Annotated in this window: 12 protein-coding genes; 6 read left to right on the forward strand and 6 right to left on the reverse strand. The window is 41.8% G+C overall.

Going from position 1 to position 18,430, the window contains the following annotated elements; translation table 11 throughout:
• Positions 1-394: 394 nt before the first annotated feature.
• From MUCPA_RS29630 to MUCPA_RS29660, 6 genes are all read right to left on the reverse strand, one after another.
• The gene (locus tag MUCPA_RS29630; protein ID WP_008511553.1) at positions 395-1,090 is read right to left on the reverse strand and encodes a M48 family metallopeptidase; all 696 of its coding nucleotides are present in this window, start codon (positions 1,088-1,090) and stop codon (positions 395-397) included.
• Entirely contained in the window at positions 1,090-4,317 is a 3,228-nt protein-coding gene (locus MUCPA_RS29635) for a type I restriction endonuclease subunit R (protein ID WP_008511554.1), read from the reverse strand. The genes MUCPA_RS29630 and MUCPA_RS29635 overlap by 1 nt, the downstream gene beginning before the upstream one ends.
• 196 nt (positions 4,318-4,513) lie before the next feature.
• Complete coding sequence (locus MUCPA_RS29640; protein WP_008511555.1) at positions 4,514-5,602, reverse strand: Fic family protein; 1,089 nt, start codon at positions 5,600-5,602, stop codon at positions 4,514-4,516.
• 186 nt (positions 5,603-5,788) lie between these two features.
• Positions 5,789-7,042: a restriction endonuclease subunit S gene (locus MUCPA_RS36515; RefSeq protein WP_008511556.1), complete on the reverse strand. Its 1,254-nt coding sequence runs from the start codon at positions 7,040-7,042 to the stop codon at positions 5,789-5,791.
• A complete protein-coding gene (locus tag MUCPA_RS29655) occupies positions 7,042-8,601 on the reverse strand; it encodes a type I restriction-modification system subunit M (protein WP_008511557.1) in 1,560 nt (519 codons plus the stop codon). Before MUCPA_RS29655 ends, MUCPA_RS36515 begins: the two co-directional genes overlap by 1 nt.
• Before the next feature lie 5 nt (positions 8,602-8,606).
• The gene (locus MUCPA_RS29660) at positions 8,607-9,164 is read right to left on the reverse strand and encodes a restriction endonuclease subunit S (RefSeq protein ID WP_008511558.1); all 558 of its coding nucleotides are present in this window, start codon (positions 9,162-9,164) and stop codon (positions 8,607-8,609) included.
• A 731-nt stretch (positions 9,165-9,895) separates the two neighbouring features.
• Between MUCPA_RS29660 and kdpF the strand changes: the two genes are divergently transcribed.
• From kdpF to MUCPA_RS29695, 6 genes are all read left to right on the forward strand, one after another.
• Positions 9,896-9,973 (forward strand): K(+)-transporting ATPase subunit F, encoded by a 78-nt coding sequence (kdpF, locus tag MUCPA_RS39640; protein WP_083839428.1) that lies wholly within the window; start codon positions 9,896-9,898, stop codon positions 9,971-9,973.
• 11 nt (positions 9,974-9,984) lie between these two features.
• A complete protein-coding gene (kdpA, locus tag MUCPA_RS29670; protein WP_008511559.1) occupies positions 9,985-11,700 on the forward strand; it encodes a potassium-transporting ATPase subunit KdpA in 1,716 nt (571 codons plus the stop codon).
• A gap of 119 nt (positions 11,701-11,819) precedes the next feature.
• Entirely contained in the window at positions 11,820-13,847 is a 2,028-nt protein-coding gene (gene kdpB, locus MUCPA_RS29675) for a potassium-transporting ATPase subunit KdpB (RefSeq protein ID WP_008511560.1), read from the forward strand.
• Between the two features lie 305 nt (positions 13,848-14,152).
• Entirely contained in the window at positions 14,153-14,719 is a 567-nt protein-coding gene (locus tag MUCPA_RS29680) for a K(+)-transporting ATPase subunit C (RefSeq protein WP_008511561.1), read from the forward strand.
• A gap of 578 nt (positions 14,720-15,297) precedes the next feature.
• Positions 15,298-16,419, forward strand: coding sequence for a signal transduction histidine kinase (locus MUCPA_RS29690; RefSeq protein WP_008511563.1), 1,122 nt, complete (start codon positions 15,298-15,300; stop codon positions 16,417-16,419).
• A gap of 3 nt (positions 16,420-16,422) precedes the next feature.
• Complete coding sequence (locus MUCPA_RS29695; RefSeq protein ID WP_008511564.1) at positions 16,423-18,126, forward strand: HAMP domain-containing sensor histidine kinase; 1,704 nt, start codon at positions 16,423-16,425, stop codon at positions 18,124-18,126.
• Positions 18,127-18,430: the final 304 nt, after the last annotated feature.

Genomic DNA, 18,430 nt, shown 5'->3' on the forward strand with positions numbered 1-18,430 from the left:
CCTCGGGATGACAGGGCGAGGATTGATTGATTGATTGATTGATTGAATGTTTTTTTGAATGATTGATTAGCATCGCCTGCCCCGCCCCACAAAAAAACTCACAAACGATGTCATCCCGACCGGAGGGAGGGAGCTTTTGCGCGTGCTGGGTGCTTCCTTTTGATGGATTGCATGAGCTCCTCTGATTTTTCCTTCGCATTCGATAATCATCCCAGATCAGTGGGATAGGCAATGTCCAGCGGGCAGGACTTGGCATCGAACAGGGTTTAGCTTTTGTGAGAACGGTGTCTCAAATCCCGATAGAACCACTTGTGAAGGGCTTACAAAAACCGGTGCAGATGCATGCTTTTTTCTACCTTTTTGCATTCTTCCCTGCAGTTACTACTTTTGTTCGCTATGCTAACAATTTCTCCAATTTCATTTTCCACTTTTCCCAGTCCTTCATTTCCTTAGTCTGTAAATCTATAAATTTCTGTGTATGGTCGTGATGAATTAAGTGACAAAGTTCATGGATGATAACATATTCAATACAGCCTTTAGGAGCTTTAATTAATTCAGGATTTAAAAGGATTTTGCCTTTAGGAGTGCAACTTCCCCAGCGTGTTGGCATATCACGCAATACAATTGAACTTGGTGCTACTTTGTGTCTCTTGAATTTTTCGATCAGTGGCTCTGCAATTGATTGAAACCTTGACCGCGCATGTTGCAAGTACCAATCATTTAATAAGTCTTCTGCCCTTATTTTTTCACAAACAGTTACTTCTATGAATTTGCCCTTCAATTTGACTGATTCATCTTCTCCAATTTGTATTTGTAAACGGTATTGCCTGCCCAAATACAAATGTGTTTCCCCGCTTACATATTTTCTCTTTGGCGTTTTTGGTTGAAAGGAAAGAAAAAAACTTTGTTGTTTAATAATCCATGGAACTTTTTTTTTGATTTTTTCCTTCACTTTTTCAATAGAGGTATCTGCCGGAGCTTTTACCAATACATCCATTTCAGGTGTTACTGTAATACAAAGCGATTTCCTGTCTGAATATTCCAGACTGAAATCAATTGTTTTACTTCCAAATTGTATTGTCTCCATCATCACTTATACCTAATTTTAGCTACTTCAATACAATCATCTGCAATTTTGTCCATTTCTTTGAAGGACAAGTCCACATTGTATTTATCTCTCACCTCATCAATAAGATAGTCCCCAATATCAATTATTAATTTTCCTGTGATGTTGGTTTTGAACTGCCAGTCGATTATGGGTTTACCGTTGTCTAATATAGATTGCTGTATCAGGTCATCAATTTGTAAAGCCGTTTGAGTTGAAACTTCTTTACGCACCGTATTATCTTGGATTTTTTCGGAAAGTGCTTCAAAGGTCAATCCATAAAATGCTTTCGCTACATCTCTGGTTTTCAACTGCTCCGGTATGTTATTGTCTGTATGTGACAGTACATTGTTCATCAGTTCCTGAACTCTCCTAAAGTATTGTGCTTCGCTGATTCGTTTAGCTTCATAGTCTGCAATCGTTTCCTTCAGCATTTGTGAAAACTTCTTATAAAATGCTGGGTCTTCATCCATTTTTTCGGAGATGTGCTTTGCAGTTCTACTTGCAATCTTATCTGCCTTTGCTGCTTTTCCTGTGGTATTTTCTACTTCCAGGCGAAATTTATCTTTGTCAAAAATGTTTACCAGCTCGGTGATGGTTTCAATTTTCTCCGTGGTGATGTGTGTATCAATTAGTTTTTGAATTTGTCCTTCATACTGTTTGTAGTCAATGACATCACTATATCTTTCCAGCACTGCCAAGCGAAGCTTCAGGAACATCATTAAATCTTCTTTGTAACGGTTGATTGTCTTCTCTTCTGTATCCTTATAAAATTGAATAGTAGATAACGCCAGCTTCAAACTTTTGGCAAAAACAGCCAGTTTATCGTAAAACAAAACCCTTATTGCCTCATCTTTTAGTAATTGCTGATAAGCTTCTGCATCGCGCTTATTGGTAATGGTTTTAAAAATATCCCAAAGCTCAGAGTGCTTTTGTGGAAGCTTTTTGATTTCATCCGAAATATTAGTGAATGTTCCTTCTAAATCTTCTTCATCAAAATCTTCAAAAGAAGAATACAATTGTAAAGCATCATCCAGATTTTCAATCACTCCGTAATAATCTAAAATATAACCAAATTCTTTATCAGGGTAAATACGGTTTACCCTTGCAATAGCTTGCAGCAGTTTGTGTCCCTGTAAATTTCTGGTAAGGTATAATACAGTGTTTTTCGGCTCATCAAACCCTGTAAGTAGTTTATCTACCACAATAATTATTTCCGGGTCTTTTTGATTTTTAAAACGGTTGATGATGTTCTTTTCATAGCTCTTTGAATTGCCATGTTCGTCCATCATTCGTTTCCAGAACTGATTTACTTTTTCAGGTGATTTTTCATAAGCACTCTCTTCTCCCTCCCGTTCATCAACGGCAGAAATCAACACTTCGCTGCTCACAATGCCAATCTCATCCAGGTATTCTTTGTACTTAATCGCATTTACTTTTTTATCGCAAACCAATTGGCCTTTGAAAGGTGTACTCCCTTGCCAGTTGTCACGAAAATGATAGCTGATGTCCCATGCAATCATTCGCATTTTTTGCTCAACTGAATTCAGGTGGTCATAACGGGCAAATTTCTTTTTGATATCCGCTCTTTGGTATTCAGTTAAAGGTTCTGAAACCATTCCGAAAAAAGTATCTATCGGGCTGGCGCTGACTTCTTGTAAAGCCAATCTTCCTTCATACAACAACGGAACAACCGCTTTGTCATTTACAGCCTGGTCAACCGTATAAGCATCAATTACACCGCCAAACTTTGCCGCGGTGCTTTTTTCTTTTTTAAATAGTGGAGTTCCGGTAAGTGCTATGAAGCAAGCATTGGGCAAGGTTTTTTGCATATCGATATTGAAAATACCGTGTTGTGTTCGGTGTCCTTCGTCCACTAATACAAAAATGTCGTGGCTCTCTAAAGGCTTACTGATTTTCTTTACTGCCGCAACAAATTTGTTGATGATAGTGGTTACCACCGCATCGCTTTTGCTTTCCAGTAAATCCACCAAACGCTGACCTGTGGAAGCATTTTCTACAAATTTGCCACATTTACGGAATGTGCTGGTAATCTGATTGTCCAAATCAGTGCGGTCTGTTACCAAAATAATTTTGGGATTGCGAATGCTCGGTTCCAATGCAATAGCTTGCGCTAACATTACCATAGTTAATGATTTACCACTTCCTTGTGTATGCCATATTACGCCCCCTTTTCTTCGACCATTTTCAATTTGCTTTATTTGTTGCATGGATTTTTTAATGGCGAAAAATTGCTGATAGCGCGCAATTTTCTTTTCGCCATTGTCAAACAAAATAAAATTGAATACAATGTCCATCAATCGTTGAGGACGGCATAAGCTATACAAGTATTCATCCTGAACAGTGGGAAGTATTTCTTCTTGCTCTAAAGCATCAAAGTACTGGCGAGCATATTTAAAACGGTCGGAAAACAATTGCTCTTTTACAGAAACGGAAAGTTTTTGATTTTTGAGTTTTTGTAATGAGGTTTTATATCTCTGTTCTTCTTCATCGCTGTTTGATTTCTCCTGCCATTTTGCCCAAAATTTTTCTGGTGTTGCATTGGTTGCATATAAGGCATCATTGCAACTTAAGCATAGCAGTATTTGTGAGTAAACATATAAGTTTCGTATACCATCTTCTTGCTGGCTTCTCAGTTGCTGACTTATAGCCTGCGTTAAAGGTTCTTTTATGTTAGGGCTTTTGCACTCAATAATGCAAAACGGAACACCATTTACAAATAAAACCAAATCAGGGCGGTAATGCTCTTTGCTTGTACTTCGCATTACACTAAATTCTTCGGCTATATGAAAAACATTGTTGTTTATGTTTTTCCAGTCGATGTATTGCAGTGTAAAGCTCTTTTTGTCGCCATCAATACTTTGTTCCAATGCCATGCCCAAGGTAAGCAGGTTATATGCTTTCTCACTGGCCGCAATGTATCCCTCGTTCATTGGCAAATGCTTCAATGCCAAAATACCACGATCAATATTCTCGTCTGTAAAAATGCTGGTTTTAGTAGCACTAACTTTAATGCTGTTTAGTTCCTTTAATTGTTTCCTTAACACATCTTCCAGCAGCACATTAGTGGTTTTGCCGCCTCTCAACCTGTCAACTTCCGCCGGACTTAAATAAGTATAGCCCAAATTCACCAGCATTTGTAATGCCGGAATCTGGCTGATATGGCCTTCTTTAAAGCTTGGTGTGTCCATTACTTTATTTATTTCGTTGCGTTATGTATAGAATAAGTACAGTTTCTATACAGGTTTATTTTTTCATTTATACTTTTACCGTTATTCTTTACATTAACCCCAATAGGAGGATAATTCGCTATTTTTTTGTAGGGGAACTACTCGAATATTTTTCTCTATACATGTCCCGATTATATGTATAGAAAAGCCCGTTTTTCTATACATATCTTGTCTGATTCACGTTCGATAGTAGGTTATATAGGTCTGTATTGATGTAATAATTATCCCTGCCCAGTTTTATTTTTTTCAAAATTCCAATCTGGTCAAGTTCATCCAAATATTTGGTCGCCGTCAATCGGCTTACATCCAAATCGGCCATTACAAAATCAATTTTAGTGTAAGGATGGTTGAACAGATTGTTGATTAGGTCTTGGCTGTAAAATTTGGTATTCTCCCTGATTTTCTTCTTATGTTTTAGCATCAGGTTTTTAATCCCTTCAATAACTTTGATGGTTTGTAAAGAGGTCTGTTCAATACCATCAAGGATATAAAGCACCCATTCTTCCCACGCATGTTCAGTTCTTACTTTTTGGAGCAAACGGTAATAATCTGTTTTATTTTGATTGATAAAACGGCTCAAGTACAGAATAGGTAAATTTAACATACCTACTTTTACAAGATACAGGATATTGATGATCCTGCCCGTCCGTCCATTCCCGTCATAAAACGGGTGGATGCTTTCAAACTGGTGATGGATAATAGCCATTTTTACCAACGGATCCCAATCGCAGATATCATCATCATTTATAAATTGCTCCAGATTGCTCATAAAGGTTACAACATCATTATGAGATTGGGGCGGTGTATATATGATAGCACCCGTTTGCTCATTTTTTAGTTCTGTTCCTGGCACTTTTCTGAAACCGGCATCATTTTCTTCTAATGTTGCCTGCATTTGGATGATATGATTATTTGACAGAAATCCTTTTTGTCTTACAGTTTCAAATCCCCAACGCAGTGCTTCTGCATAGTTGTGTACTTCTTTAGAAGCTATTGATTTAAATTCTTGTTTGAGATAGTCGCCCTGGTACAATTCATCATGTGTGGTAATGATGTTTTCAATGGCCGAACTGTCTTTGGCTTCCTGCAAAGAGAGAGTGCTGATTAAAATGTTTTCGTTCGGGATACTTAGAGCAGCTCCTTTCATCTCAGCCAGCGCACTACGTGCAGCAGCCGTTTTTTTCATGATGGCTTTGGTTTCTAAATCGAAATCCAAAGGGAGTTTGGGTATTTGGTAATTACTCATGCTCTTTTTTTTAAAGGGTGTTTTGTTAAGAATAGGCCCATTCGCATTCTAATCTTGAATTCTGTTTGGTAGGGAACTGGTATCAATTTCTATCTAACTTTGATGAAGGCGTAATTGGTTTTATCTCCCTCAAGAATACAGAACCTGATTTTTGTTGGTGAGTTTCTTACTCCAAGTATCTTCATATCAGTCGATTTTTAATCTTACTCTCCCCGTTAAAAGCTGTTGCATCAATCCCTTTTTCTGCTCGCGCAACTTCTCCACCTTAGCTTTAAGTAGGCTGATTTCCTTATCTGCTGCCTGTAATACTTGGGAAATTGCAGTTTGTTCTTCAAGTGTTGGAAGTGAAATAAACTGGTTGATAAATTCATTCTGTCCTAAGGTCTTATTCCTACCAGCTCCCCCGGGCGAAGCGTTAACCAGTAACTGCTTACCCCTTGGTGATTTGAAATAATACAGAATATAGTCTAAATTGAGTTTCCCCTCAGTTGGTTTAAACATCGGGAATCTATGAGATGCAATCATACCGATTTCTAATTCAGTAGTTTTAGCTATCGCTTGCTCCCAGGCAAAAACGATATTAATTACTAGGCAATTGGGTTCAATCCAAAACACTCGCTTATTACCTAAGTCTTTACCTGAAACTAACTCTTTATGAAAAATACCTTTGCCATGCGATCGGATGCCTATTTGTTGATAAAGCGTTTTTTCTTCAGGTATAAGCGGATTACGAATTGGGGTTAATATTTCATCAAGAGCTACTTTTTTATAATTGGCCTTTCCAAAACCTTTTAATCGTTTCTTCCCACTAAACAACTGTTGCATCATCCATTTTTTACGTTGTTTCTTCTGAACGATGAGCTGTTCAGTTTTTCGAACTGCTTTATCCCAAATTCGGAACATAGAGGCTATCACTTTTTGTTCGGGGAGGGGAGGCAACAAAAATTTTATTGATTCTAAATCTTTTCCATATATAGCAGCTACGCTTGTTGTCCCCGTTGCAATCGCTTTTAATTGTCTTAATCCGTATTCTGAATTAAAAGCATAGTTCATGAACCAATTTGATTCTACAAAAGTGGAATCAAATTTTATTCGCAACAAATTTGAATTATAAACAGCAAATGGCAACTCATTATTCCATACAGCGACTTTACCCACTAACTCAAGAGTATTTCGAGTATTGAAAAGCAAATCACCGTCTGTTAAAACATCTTTATTATTGTAGGATTCACCTTTTGGCAGATATTGAACCTTATCAATTTTAATCGTACCTCTGTCAAGATTACCCATTTTAATAACTGGTATTCCTGTGTTAGCCTCAGCATTTTCATAATTTCCACCAAGACGGCCTTCTTTCATAATGGTCTTTAGCTTCTTGACCTGCCAATTCTCTGGAACTTCTATGTCATGAAAATCTTGTATGTATTTTGTTTTTGCCATTATTTTATCAACTGATTTAGGTACTGATTAATTTCATGTTGCACTTTACTTAATTCCTCTTCAAGTCCAATGATCTCTTCTTGTACCTTCGCAATATCCACTTCCGGTTCTTCTTCAAATGTGTCTACATAGCGGGGGAGATTCAGATTGTAATCATTTTCCTGTACCTCTTCGGGAGTGGCTACATAACTAAACTTCTCTTCTACTATTCCTGGCTTTAATTTACCTTCTGCAAAATCCCGGTAAGTTTTCACAATGAGTTCTATATCCCTTGCTCGCAACCTGTTTTGGTTTTTAGCGTTTTTATATTGTTTACTCGCATCAATAAACAAAAAATTATTGCTACTTTTTTGCTTGTTAAAAATGAGGATGGCTGCCGGAATACCTGTACCAAAAAACAAATTAGCAGGTAAACCAATTACTGCTTCCAGAAGGTTCTCTTCGATGGTGCGTTGGCGTATACGGCCTTCACTGCTGCTTCTGAATAATACACCATGCGGCACTACAACGCCTGCTCTGCCATGTTCGTTCAGCGTTTCTATCATATGGCTGATAAAGGCCCAGTCGCCCTTGCTTTTGGGTGGTACGCCTCTCCAAAAACGATTGTATTTATCAGTTTCAGGATCATAACTTACGGTGGTTTTATCACCTTCCTTGTCTTCTACTTTACCCCACTTATCTAACGAAAAAGGAGGGTTGGCTACTACAGTATCAAACTTCATCAGCATATCACCTTCTTTCAGTTTGGGATTGCGGATGGTATCGCCCCAGCGGATAGTGGCATTGTCAAAGCCATGCAAAAACATGTTCATTACTGCCAAAGCCCAGGTACTGCCGTTGGCTTCCTGTCCGTACAAGGAAAAGTTATCAGAGCCAACCTCCTCACCCGCTTTAATTAACAACGATGCAGAGCCGCAGGTTGGGTCGCAAATACGTGAACCGGGTTTTGATTTGGTGAGTTTGGCAATGAGAGTAGAAACTTCTTTAGGTGTGAAAAATTCGCCTGCTTTTTTACCGGCATCACTTGCAAAATTTTCTATGAGAAACATATAGGCTCCACCAATAATATCAACCCCGTCCAAATGCGAAGGGCGCAGGTTTAGGGCATCTTTATTGAAATCGAGTAACAGGTGTTTTAGCCTGGTATTTTTGTCTTTAGGTTCGCCCAGCTTACTGCTGTTAAAGTCAATGTTTTGGAAAATGCCGGCACCATCTTCACTGTAGAGTTTTTCCCGGTTGGCTTCTTCTAAATCAGCTAAAGCTATATTTATAAGCTCCCCAATATTGGCTTCATTACGCGAATTGTATAAAAAATTAAAATGACTATGTTCGGGCACAATAAAGCGTTCGTGCTGCATAGCACGCTTGGCACGTTCCATATCACCATTGTATTTCTTTAGATAAGCATCCATTTTATCGTCGTGTACGTCGCTTAGGTATTTGATAAACAGCATAGTGAGTACATAGTCTTTGTAAACGCTTGGGTCTATACTGCCTCTGAAAGTGTCACAGGCTTTCCAAACGGCGTCGTTGATATCTTTCTGAGTTATTTTAGTCATGATATTTATTTTATTGCGTTGATTATTTGTTGTTGAATTTGTTTTTCCCGAAGTACCTCTATTTTATTCTTCAGCACTTTTTCTTTATTTCGAAGCTTATTGATTTGCAAAATCGCTTTTTGTATTTCTAAACCCGGAACAGTAATTTCCAGATTCTCTAAAACTTGTTTTGAAATTGAAGGCATTGAAGTACCTATTGCTTGTGCTTTTAAAATTGTTTGTGTTGTATAACTGTTAAGGAACAACGCCAGATATTCAGCCAACAATGTTTCACCAGTCAGTCTTATTACAAAAAACGAAGTTGATGCTACAGAAGCTTCGTTATGATTTTCAAAAACAGCAGCAAAGTTTTTTGTTCCCTTGGCAGCAAACAAAACATCTCCGTTTTTTAACAGGTGCTTTTCAGAGATGCCTTCAGCCATTAAATCGGGATGCAGAATAGAAAGTAATTGACCATATTCATCAAAATGCTTAGATTGCAAATACACCACTTCACCAATTCCGGATGGCTTTGCAAATAGCCCGGTTTGGATATTTGTAATATCTTTTATTAGCTTTTTCAAATTTATTCTTTTGTAATAGAGCTACAAATGTAAATTAATCTTTCCAATAAGCTTAATTTAATAAAAATTATTTAAAGTAGAGGCCCTACAAAATTACGCAGGTTTTTTTTAGAAGATTTTTCGTGTTTGGAGCATTGGCTATAGGGCAGTGTAATTTTCCATGCCCAATTTGCTGAAAGGTGTTGGAGAGAGGGCTGATAAAGATAACTTCTGATCCATCTGGACAAATATAATCAAGGTGGCCCTGTTTGTATGATGTATATTTTTTTTGTTAACAACCCCCTTTTGCGTTAACGATTGCAGTGAATACCGGCCTGTGGCTAAGGCCTGCGCAGTATAAACGGAAAGCGTGGGCCGGAGGCAACGCCCTGCTAAACTGAAAACACGAGGTGGAAAGTTGAAATAACGCCATCGATCATTCAATCAATAACCTGGTGTTCCCCAGCCACCCATCAAATCAATCAATCAACAATTCCTCCGGTCTATCAAAATGATAATTCCTTCTCATTATGATTTCCAATTCAGGTTTGGTAAAATATTTTTAATATTTAATTTTCTGTAAGTCAAGTAATTACAAATATGATACTCCTCTGGCACCGCTCTTGGTAAAGGCTCTATAAAAAATCAAACATTATGGATGCATTACTCACAATAGCCTACGTAGTTTTATTTATAGCCTTTTTCTGGCTCTTTTTTAAATCAGTTAATTACTTCGAAAAAATCTAAGCAACATGATCGCACTATTTATTGTGGCCGTGGCCGTGTTTGTATACATGGTATACGTGCTTCTTAAACCCGAACAATTTTAATTATTAAAACAATGAACACCGAACTTTCAGGGGTAATACTCACTTACCTGCTCACGCTCATCATTGCCGTACCGCTTGGCTTGTATATGGCCAAGGTTTTTAAGGGCGAAAAAACATGGCTTGATTTTATGGCTCCTGTTGAGCGCTTGATCTTCCGCTTGAGCGGGATTGATGCTCAGCGCGAAATGAACTGGAAACAGCATTTATACGCCATGCTTACCGTTAACGCAGTGTGGCTGTTTTACGCTTTCTTTTGCTTACTGTACCAGTCGCACTTGCCGTTAAACCCGGATGCCAACCCCAGCCAAACGCCCGATTTAGCCTTTAACACGGCCATTAGCTTTTTGGTAAACTGTAACCTGCAGGATTACTCGGGCGAGAGCGGTGCCACTTACTTTACACAGCATTTTGTGTTTATGTTTTTGCACTTTGCATCGGCCGCAACTGGTATAGCTGCCTTGGTTGCCCTGTTTAGAGGGTTAAAGGATAAGGTAACCGATAAGCTGGGTAACTTTTGGGATAACTTTGTTAAAACGATAACCCGTATACTATTACCTTTTTCTATCCTGATTGCCATTATCCTGGCTTTTAACGGTATGCCAACCAGCTACCAGGGTAAAGATACGCTGATAGGCATGCAGGGCGATACCATCCACGTATCGCGCGGACCGGTTGCTGCCATGGTTGCCATTAAGCACTTAGGTACCAATGGCGGCGGATGGTTTGGAGCCAACTCGGCCCACCCGCTGGAAAACCCTAACTATTTAACCAATACGGTTGAGCTTGTAGCTCAGCTGATTATACCGATAGGTTTGGTATTTGCCTTAGGCTTTTATTTAAATAAAAAGAAGTTTGCTTACGTGATGTTTGGCGTGATGACCATTGGGATGCTTTGCCTGATGATACCCACCCTTAACGCCGAGGTAAACGGTAACCCGGCCATTGCCCACATGGGTATTAGCCAGCCTACCGGAGCCATGGAAGGTAAGGAAGTGCGCTTTGGGCCTTTAAACTCGGCCTACTGGAGCGTGATGACTACCATAACCTCTACCGGATCGGTTAACTCGATGCATGATAGTGCTATGCCGGTTTCGGGCTTCAGCATGATGATGGGCATGATGGTGAACTGCTTTTATGGTGGTGTGGGTGTAGGCTTTTTAAACTTTTACATTTTTATCATCATCGCCATATTTATTTCGGGATTGATGGTTGGGCGTACGCCGGAGTTTTTTGGCCGAAAGATAGAGGCTCGCGAAATGAAGATCGCTTCGCTGATTGCCCTGCTGCACCCCTTTATTATCCTGGTGGGTACCGCCATATCATCTTATGTGCTGGTACACTTCCCCAATGCCGATTGGGCCGTTAAGCCTTCGGCATGGTTAAACAACCCGGGCAGCCACGGTTTCTCCGAAATGTTGTACCAATACTCATCGTGCGCAGCCAACAATGGTTCGGGCTTTGAGGGCCTGGGCGATAACAATATTTTTTGGAACGTAAGCGCCGGTTTTGTGATGATACTGGGCAGGTTTTTACCCATTATTGGTCCGGTAGCTATAGCAGGTATACTGGCTAACAAAAAATTTGTGCCCGAGAGTGCCGGTACCTTAAAAAGCGATACCTCCACATTTGGTGTGATGGTTTTCGCCGTCATCGTGATTATTGCCGCGCTGTCGTTTTTCCCTGCATTGGCGCTGGGGCCAATTGCCGAACATTTTTCTTTAAAATAAAAAAGCCCCACCCAACCCTCCCCAAAGGAGAGGGCTTTTAAAAGCAAAAAGAAAAAAAGTCTCCCCTATTGGGGGAGATTTAGAGGGGGCCCGGTGTTTATGTTTAACAAAATAAAAAAATGAAAACTCAAAATAAATTATTCCAGGGCGAGCAGGTGAGTGATGCTTTAAAGCAATCGTTCATTAAACTTGATCCACGTATATTAATTAAAAACCCGGTGATGTTCACCGTGGAAATAGGCACCGTGGTGATGCTGATTGTGAGCATCTTCTCGTTTGCCAACAAAGGCCAGGGAAGCTTTGGTTACAACCTTACCGTTTTTATTGTACTGTTGTTAACCGTTTTGTTTGCCAATTTTGCAGAGGCTATTGCCGAAGCACGTGGCAAGGCCCAGGCCGAAAGCCTGCGCAAAACCCGCGAAGAAACACCTGCCCGGGTTATTGTTAACGGTAAAGAACAAAGGGTAATGTCGTCGCAATTAAAAAAGGGCGATGTATTTATCTGCGAAACCGGAGATAATATCCCTACCGATGGCGAAATTATTGAAGGGATAGCCACCATTGATGAGTCGGCCATTACAGGCGAATCTGCCCCGGTTATCCGGGAGTCGGGCGGCGATAAATCATCCGTTACTGGTGGTACCAAAGTACTGTCGGACAGGATTAAGGTGATGGTAACCACCCAGCCCGGCGAAAGCTTTTTAGATAAGATGATTGCTTTGGTTGAAGGTGCATCGCGCCAAAAAACACCTAACGAAATTGCTTTAACCATTTTACTGGCCGGCTTTACCCTGATATTTGTTATTGTATGTATCACGCTTAAACCCTTTGCCGACTATGCTAACACTCCGATTACCATAGCGGCCTTTATTTCACTGTTTGTTTGTTTGATCCCTACTACCATCGGTGGCCTTTTATCGGCCATCGGTATAGCGGGGATGGATAGGGCGCTGCGTGCCAACGTAATTACCAAATCGGGCAAAGCGGTTGAAACTGCCGGCGATTTAGATACCCTGTTGTTAGATAAAACAGGCACCATTACTATAGGTAACCGTAAAGCCACCAACTTTTACCCCGCCGATGGCGTTAACGAGGATGTGTTTGCCCGTGCCTGCGTACTAAGCTCGCTGGCCGACGAAACTCCCGAAGGTAAATCAATTGTGGAACTGGCCGAGCAAACCAAAAATATGCTGGCTGTGAAAGCACCTGCCGGTTCGGTATTTATTAAGTTTACTGCCGAAACCCGCTCGAGCGGATTGGATACTCCCGATGGCTTGCGCATCCGTAAAGGCGCGTTTGATTCGATCCGTAACATCGCTTTAAAGGCTGGGCACATCTTCCCGTCGGAAGTTGAAAAACAGGTAAAGCTGATAGCCTCTAACGGTGGTACACCGCTGGTAGTATCTGAAAATGAAGAGATACTGGGCGTAATTGAGTTACAGGATATTATTAAACCCGGCATTGCCGAACGTTTTGAGCGCTTACGCAAGATGGGTGTAAAAACCGTGATGGTTACCGGTGATAACCCCCTTACAGCTAAATTTATAGCCGAAAAAGCCGGTGTTGACGATTTTATTGCCGAGGCTAAGCCCGAAGATAAAATGAACTACATTAAAGCCGAGCAACAAGGCGGCAAGCTGGTTGCCATGATGGGTGATGGTACAAACGATGCGCCCGCCCTGGCCCAGGCTGATGTAGGCGTGGCCATGAACAGCGGTACACAGGCCGCCAAAGAAGCCGGTAACATGGTGGATTTGGATAACGACCCTACCAAGCTGATTGAAATTGTGGAAATAGGCAAGCAGTTGTTAATGACCCGCGGTACGCTAACCACCTTCTCGATAGCGAACGATGTGGCCAAGTACTTCGCCATCGTTCCGGCGCTGTTTATGGTATCTATCCCGGCTTTAAAGGCTTTAAACATTATGCAGCTGCACAGCCCCGAGTCGGCCATATTGTCGGCAGTAATTTTTAACGCCATCATTATACCGATGCTTATCCCGCTGGCATTACGCGGTGTGGAATATAAACCGATAGGTGCCAGTGCTTTATTAAGGCGCAACCTGTTTATTTACGGTTTCGGCGGTATATTGATACCCTTTATAGGTATTAAACTGATTGATTTACTGGTAGCTATATTTATATGAGTATTGCGATGTGAGTATTGCGTATTGCGATGAAAAAGTTTAGATAGGTAGTTGAAGTATAGCGTAATGAGTATTGCGTATTGCGATAAAAAAAGTTTGGATAGATAGTAAAAAACATAATCCAGTATAACATCGCACTACGCACTACGCAAATCTCAATACTAAAATAACATCGCACTACGCACTACGCAAATCTCAATACTAAAAAAGACATCGCATTACGCAATACGCAAATCTCAATACTAAAAAAATACTAAAAAACAAACATCGCAATACGCAATACGCAAATCTCAATACTAAAAAAAATGAAAACATATCTGTTGCCTTCCTTAAAAATAACAGTGATCCTGTTGGTTATACTGGCTGGCTTATATCCTTTAGCCATTGCTGCCGTTGGTAAATTAACCCCCGGTGGTGGTGATGGTGTTACCGTAAGTTTACACGGCAAAGTAGTTGGCTACGCTAATGTGGGCCAAAAGTTTACTAAAGACGAGTATTTTTGGTCGCGCCCTTCGGCGGTTGATTACCATGCCGATGGTTCGGGCGGCTCAAACAAAGGCCCCTCAAACCCCGATTATCTTAAGGATGTTGAGGGCCGTATCCAAAACTTTTTAAAACATAACCCTGGTGTAACCCGCGCCCAGATCCCCGCCGAACTGGTAACCGCATCAGGCAGCGGGCTTGATCCTGACCTGTCGCCCGCAGGCGCCAAAGTTCAGGCCGCCCGTGTTGCCAAAGCCCGTAACTTAAGCACCGATAAAGTGTTAGCTTTGGTTGATGAGCATACCGAGCAACCCCTGCTGGGCCTGTTCGGCCCCGCCAAGGTAAACGTGCTGAAGCTGAACATCGCGCTGGATAGCATGGGTAAATAAAAAAGCGGAGGGGCGTGTGCGATAGAAGCTGCAAAGCCCCTCTGCCTATGTAGAGATTGCTTCGTGCCTCGCAATGACGTTTTAATAATATGATGATCAGTTTCTCAAAGTGTTATCGCGAACAGCAATGAGATGATGTTTGAACTTATTTTATACAAAGGCAAAAGTGGGCAAAGGCCCGACTGCACGCCGGGCCAGGAGTTGGCCTGTGGGCGGAAGGATCGGGCAGTCTTGACTTTTTTGGTTCTTTTTGTGTCAAGACAAAAAGAACAAAGCCCTTCGCGCGGCGATTGAGCGCGCCGATGCTATAAATTAAGACCTACTGCTTTATAAGCGCAAAACAAACGAAATGATAAATCGAGAACTGATACCACGTTATAAGGAGTTAAGACAAAGCAATCTCCAAGTTATACAGGGCGAACTTGCAGAGCGGCTCTGCTTCCGTGCGATTGCTTCGTCCCTCGCAATGACAGTTGGTGGCGAGGTTAATTTGCAGACCGGCCCCACCTACGTAGAGATTGCTTCATACCTCGCAATGACGCTTAAGTGAGGAATAATTATTCACAGTTAACAACCAAATGGAAAAGGAAGAATCGGTTCAGCACTTTCTCGAGCTGATCAAAAAATCAAGGCGCGGGAAGTTTAAGATCTACATTGGCATGAGTGCCGGCGTGGGTAAAACTTACCGGATGCTGCTGGAGGCGCAGGCACTGCTGCGCAACGGCATTGATGTAAAGATTGGCTATATTGAAACGCATAACCGTAAAGAAACCCTGGCGCAGTTAGAGGGGCTGCCGCTCATCCCCCGCAGGCACTTGTTTTACAAGGGCAAGGACCTGGAGGAGATGGACCTGCAAGCCATCATTAACCTGCGCCCCGAAGTAGTGATTGTTGATGAACTGGCCCATACCAATATCGAGGGCAGCAAAAACGATAAACGCTGGCAGGATGTGGTGGATATTTTAAACGCCGGTATCAACGTGATCAGCGCGGTAAACATTCAGCACATCGAGAGCCTGAACGAGGATATTGAGAAAATTACCGGCACCGCCATCCGCGAGCGCATCCCGGATAGTGTGTTGCAGCTGGCCGACGAGGTGGTGAACATCGATTTAACGGCTGATGAGTTGATTGACCGTCTGAAGGAAGGCAAGATATACGATGAAAAGAAGGTGCCTCTGGCGCTGGGCAATTTTTTCCAAACCGAGCGCATTTTGCAGCTGCGCGAGCTGGCCCTTAAAGAGGTGGCCCACCTGCTGGAGCGGAAAATTGATATTGAGATCCCTAAAACCATTAAGTTGCGGCCCGAGTTACTTTTGGCCTGCATTAGCACCAACGAGGCTTCGGCTAAAATCATTATCCGCAAAACGGCCAGGCTGGCATCGTACTACCGATCCAAATGGTTTGTGATGTATGTACAAACCGATACCGAAAGCAGTGATAAAATCAGGCTCTCGTCGCAACGATATCTGATCAATAACTTTAAATTAGCCACCGAATTGGGGGCCGAGGTAATTAAAGTAAAAAGCAACAATGTGGCTAAAGCCATCTGGGAAACTGCCGAGAAATACGAAATTACAACCATTTGCATTGGCAAGCCCCATTTTAAATTTTACCAGCTGGTTATTAAAACGGCTGTTTTTACGCAACTGCTCAATAAATTGAGTAAATCGGATGTTGACCTTGTTATACTATCATAAATCATGAGCATTAAAAATAAACTTCGCATGGGCATAGGCTTTCTGTTTTTGATGGCCCTGTTATGCTCCGGACTGGCCGCTTATTATTTAAACCGCCTGTCGTTCGATTCAAAAGCTATTCTGAAAGATAATTACCGGTCGCTGGTGTATTCCAAAAACATAGGCCAGGCGCTGGATAACCAGCCGGTACCCAACACGGCGCAGCTGCAGGTGATTGAAAAGAACCTGGCCGCCGAGCAGGGCAATATTACAGAAGTTGGCGAACAGGCTTATGCAGATTCGTTACGCATGAATTTTGAACGCTTAAAAGCTGCCCTGGGCAACCCTGTCGAAGTGAATAAAGTGAAGCTTAAACTCAAGCCCCTGCTTTATGATATTACCCAGGTTAACATGACGGCCATTGAGCGCAAAAACCGCACTGCCGAAAATACTGCCAATAACGCTGCTATTATTGTGGCGCTGATGGGCTCCTTTTGCTTTTTAGTGGCCTTTAGCTTTATGGTTAATTTTCCGGGCTATATTGCTAATCCGGTAAAAGAGCTAACGGCGGGGATTAAAGAGATTGCTGATAAAAATTACCAGAAACGTTTGGAGTTTGAGTCGGACGATGAGTTTCGCGACCTGGCCGAGGCCTTTAATCAGATGGCCCGCAAGCTGAACGATTACGAGAACAGCAACTTAGCCAGCATTATGTTTGAGAAGAAACGCATTGAGGCCATCATCAACTCGATGCAGGATGCCGTTGTTGGTTTGGATGATAAAATGACCATTGTATTTGCTAACCAGGTAGCTTGTACCCTGATAGGCCAAACCGAAGATAAACTGATAGGTCACCACGGCCCTGATGTGGCTTTGGAGAATGATTTATTGCGCAATATGCTGGTGACCGATCAGCATAAAATGAAAATTTACGCCGATAACAAAGAGAGCTTTTTTAATAAGGAAACCGTTGATGTGGTTAACGATGGCACCACCATTGGCAAGGTAATCATCCTGAAAAACATTACGGAGTTTCAGCAATTGGACGAGGCTAAAACCAACTTTATCGCCACCATATCGCACGAGCTCAAAACGCCTATCTCATCCATTAAAATGAGTTTAAAATTGCTGGAGGATGCCCGTATTGGGGATGTGAACTCCGAGCAAAGGCAATTGCTGCAAAATATTGACGACGATACCCGCCGCCTGCTGCAAATAACCGGCGAACTGCTCGACCTGGCGCAGGTTGAAACCGGGAAGATCAATCTTAACTTTGGCAACACGCACCCGCAAAATATTGTAAACTACGCCGTACAGGCCGTAAAATTTATAGCCGACCAGAAACAGATCACCATCAAAATTAATTGCCCCGATAGTTTGCCCGATGTACAGGCCGATCTGGATAAAACCACCTGGGTACTCATCAACCTGCTCAGTAACGCGGTAAAATACAGCGCATCCAAATCAACCATTGAGCTTACGGTAAAAAGGCACAAGGACATGCTTGAATTTTCGGTGAAGGATTATGGCCAGGGGATTGACGCCCGCTACCTGTCGCGCATATTTGAGCGCTACTTTAAAGTACCCGGCGCAGGCCTCGATAAAACCGGAACCGGCCTTGGCCTGGCCATCGCCAAAGATTTTATTGAAGCCCAGGGCGGCAAAATAGGAGTTGAGAGCCAGGAAGGGGAAGGTAGCAGGTTTTTTTATACCTTGAAGGTGGTGTAGGGGGAAATGATATTTCTTTTTGAAGTAGCATCATTTCTAAACCCTGTCATCCCGAGGTACGAGGGACCTTTTGCGAGCGATAAGTATACCGCGTGGAGGCACTGACCGTGAGAGCTTTGACAACTTTTAAAAAGTTGTCAAAGCTGCGTTTGTAATGGGATATGGAAAGCAGGAATGCTTTACGAGCGATAAGCCTTGCTGTATACCTTTAGCGCGCAGAAAATTTTTCCTCGTACCTCGTCAAAATGACATTTTTTTTAAGTAGCTGATGTAGGTATTTCAAACACAGTGCCTTTCTCCAACC

It is taken from the genome of Mucilaginibacter paludis DSM 18603 (genome assembly GCF_000166195.2).
In the GTDB taxonomy this organism is placed as follows: domain Bacteria; phylum Bacteroidota; class Bacteroidia; order Sphingobacteriales; family Sphingobacteriaceae; genus Mucilaginibacter; species Mucilaginibacter paludis.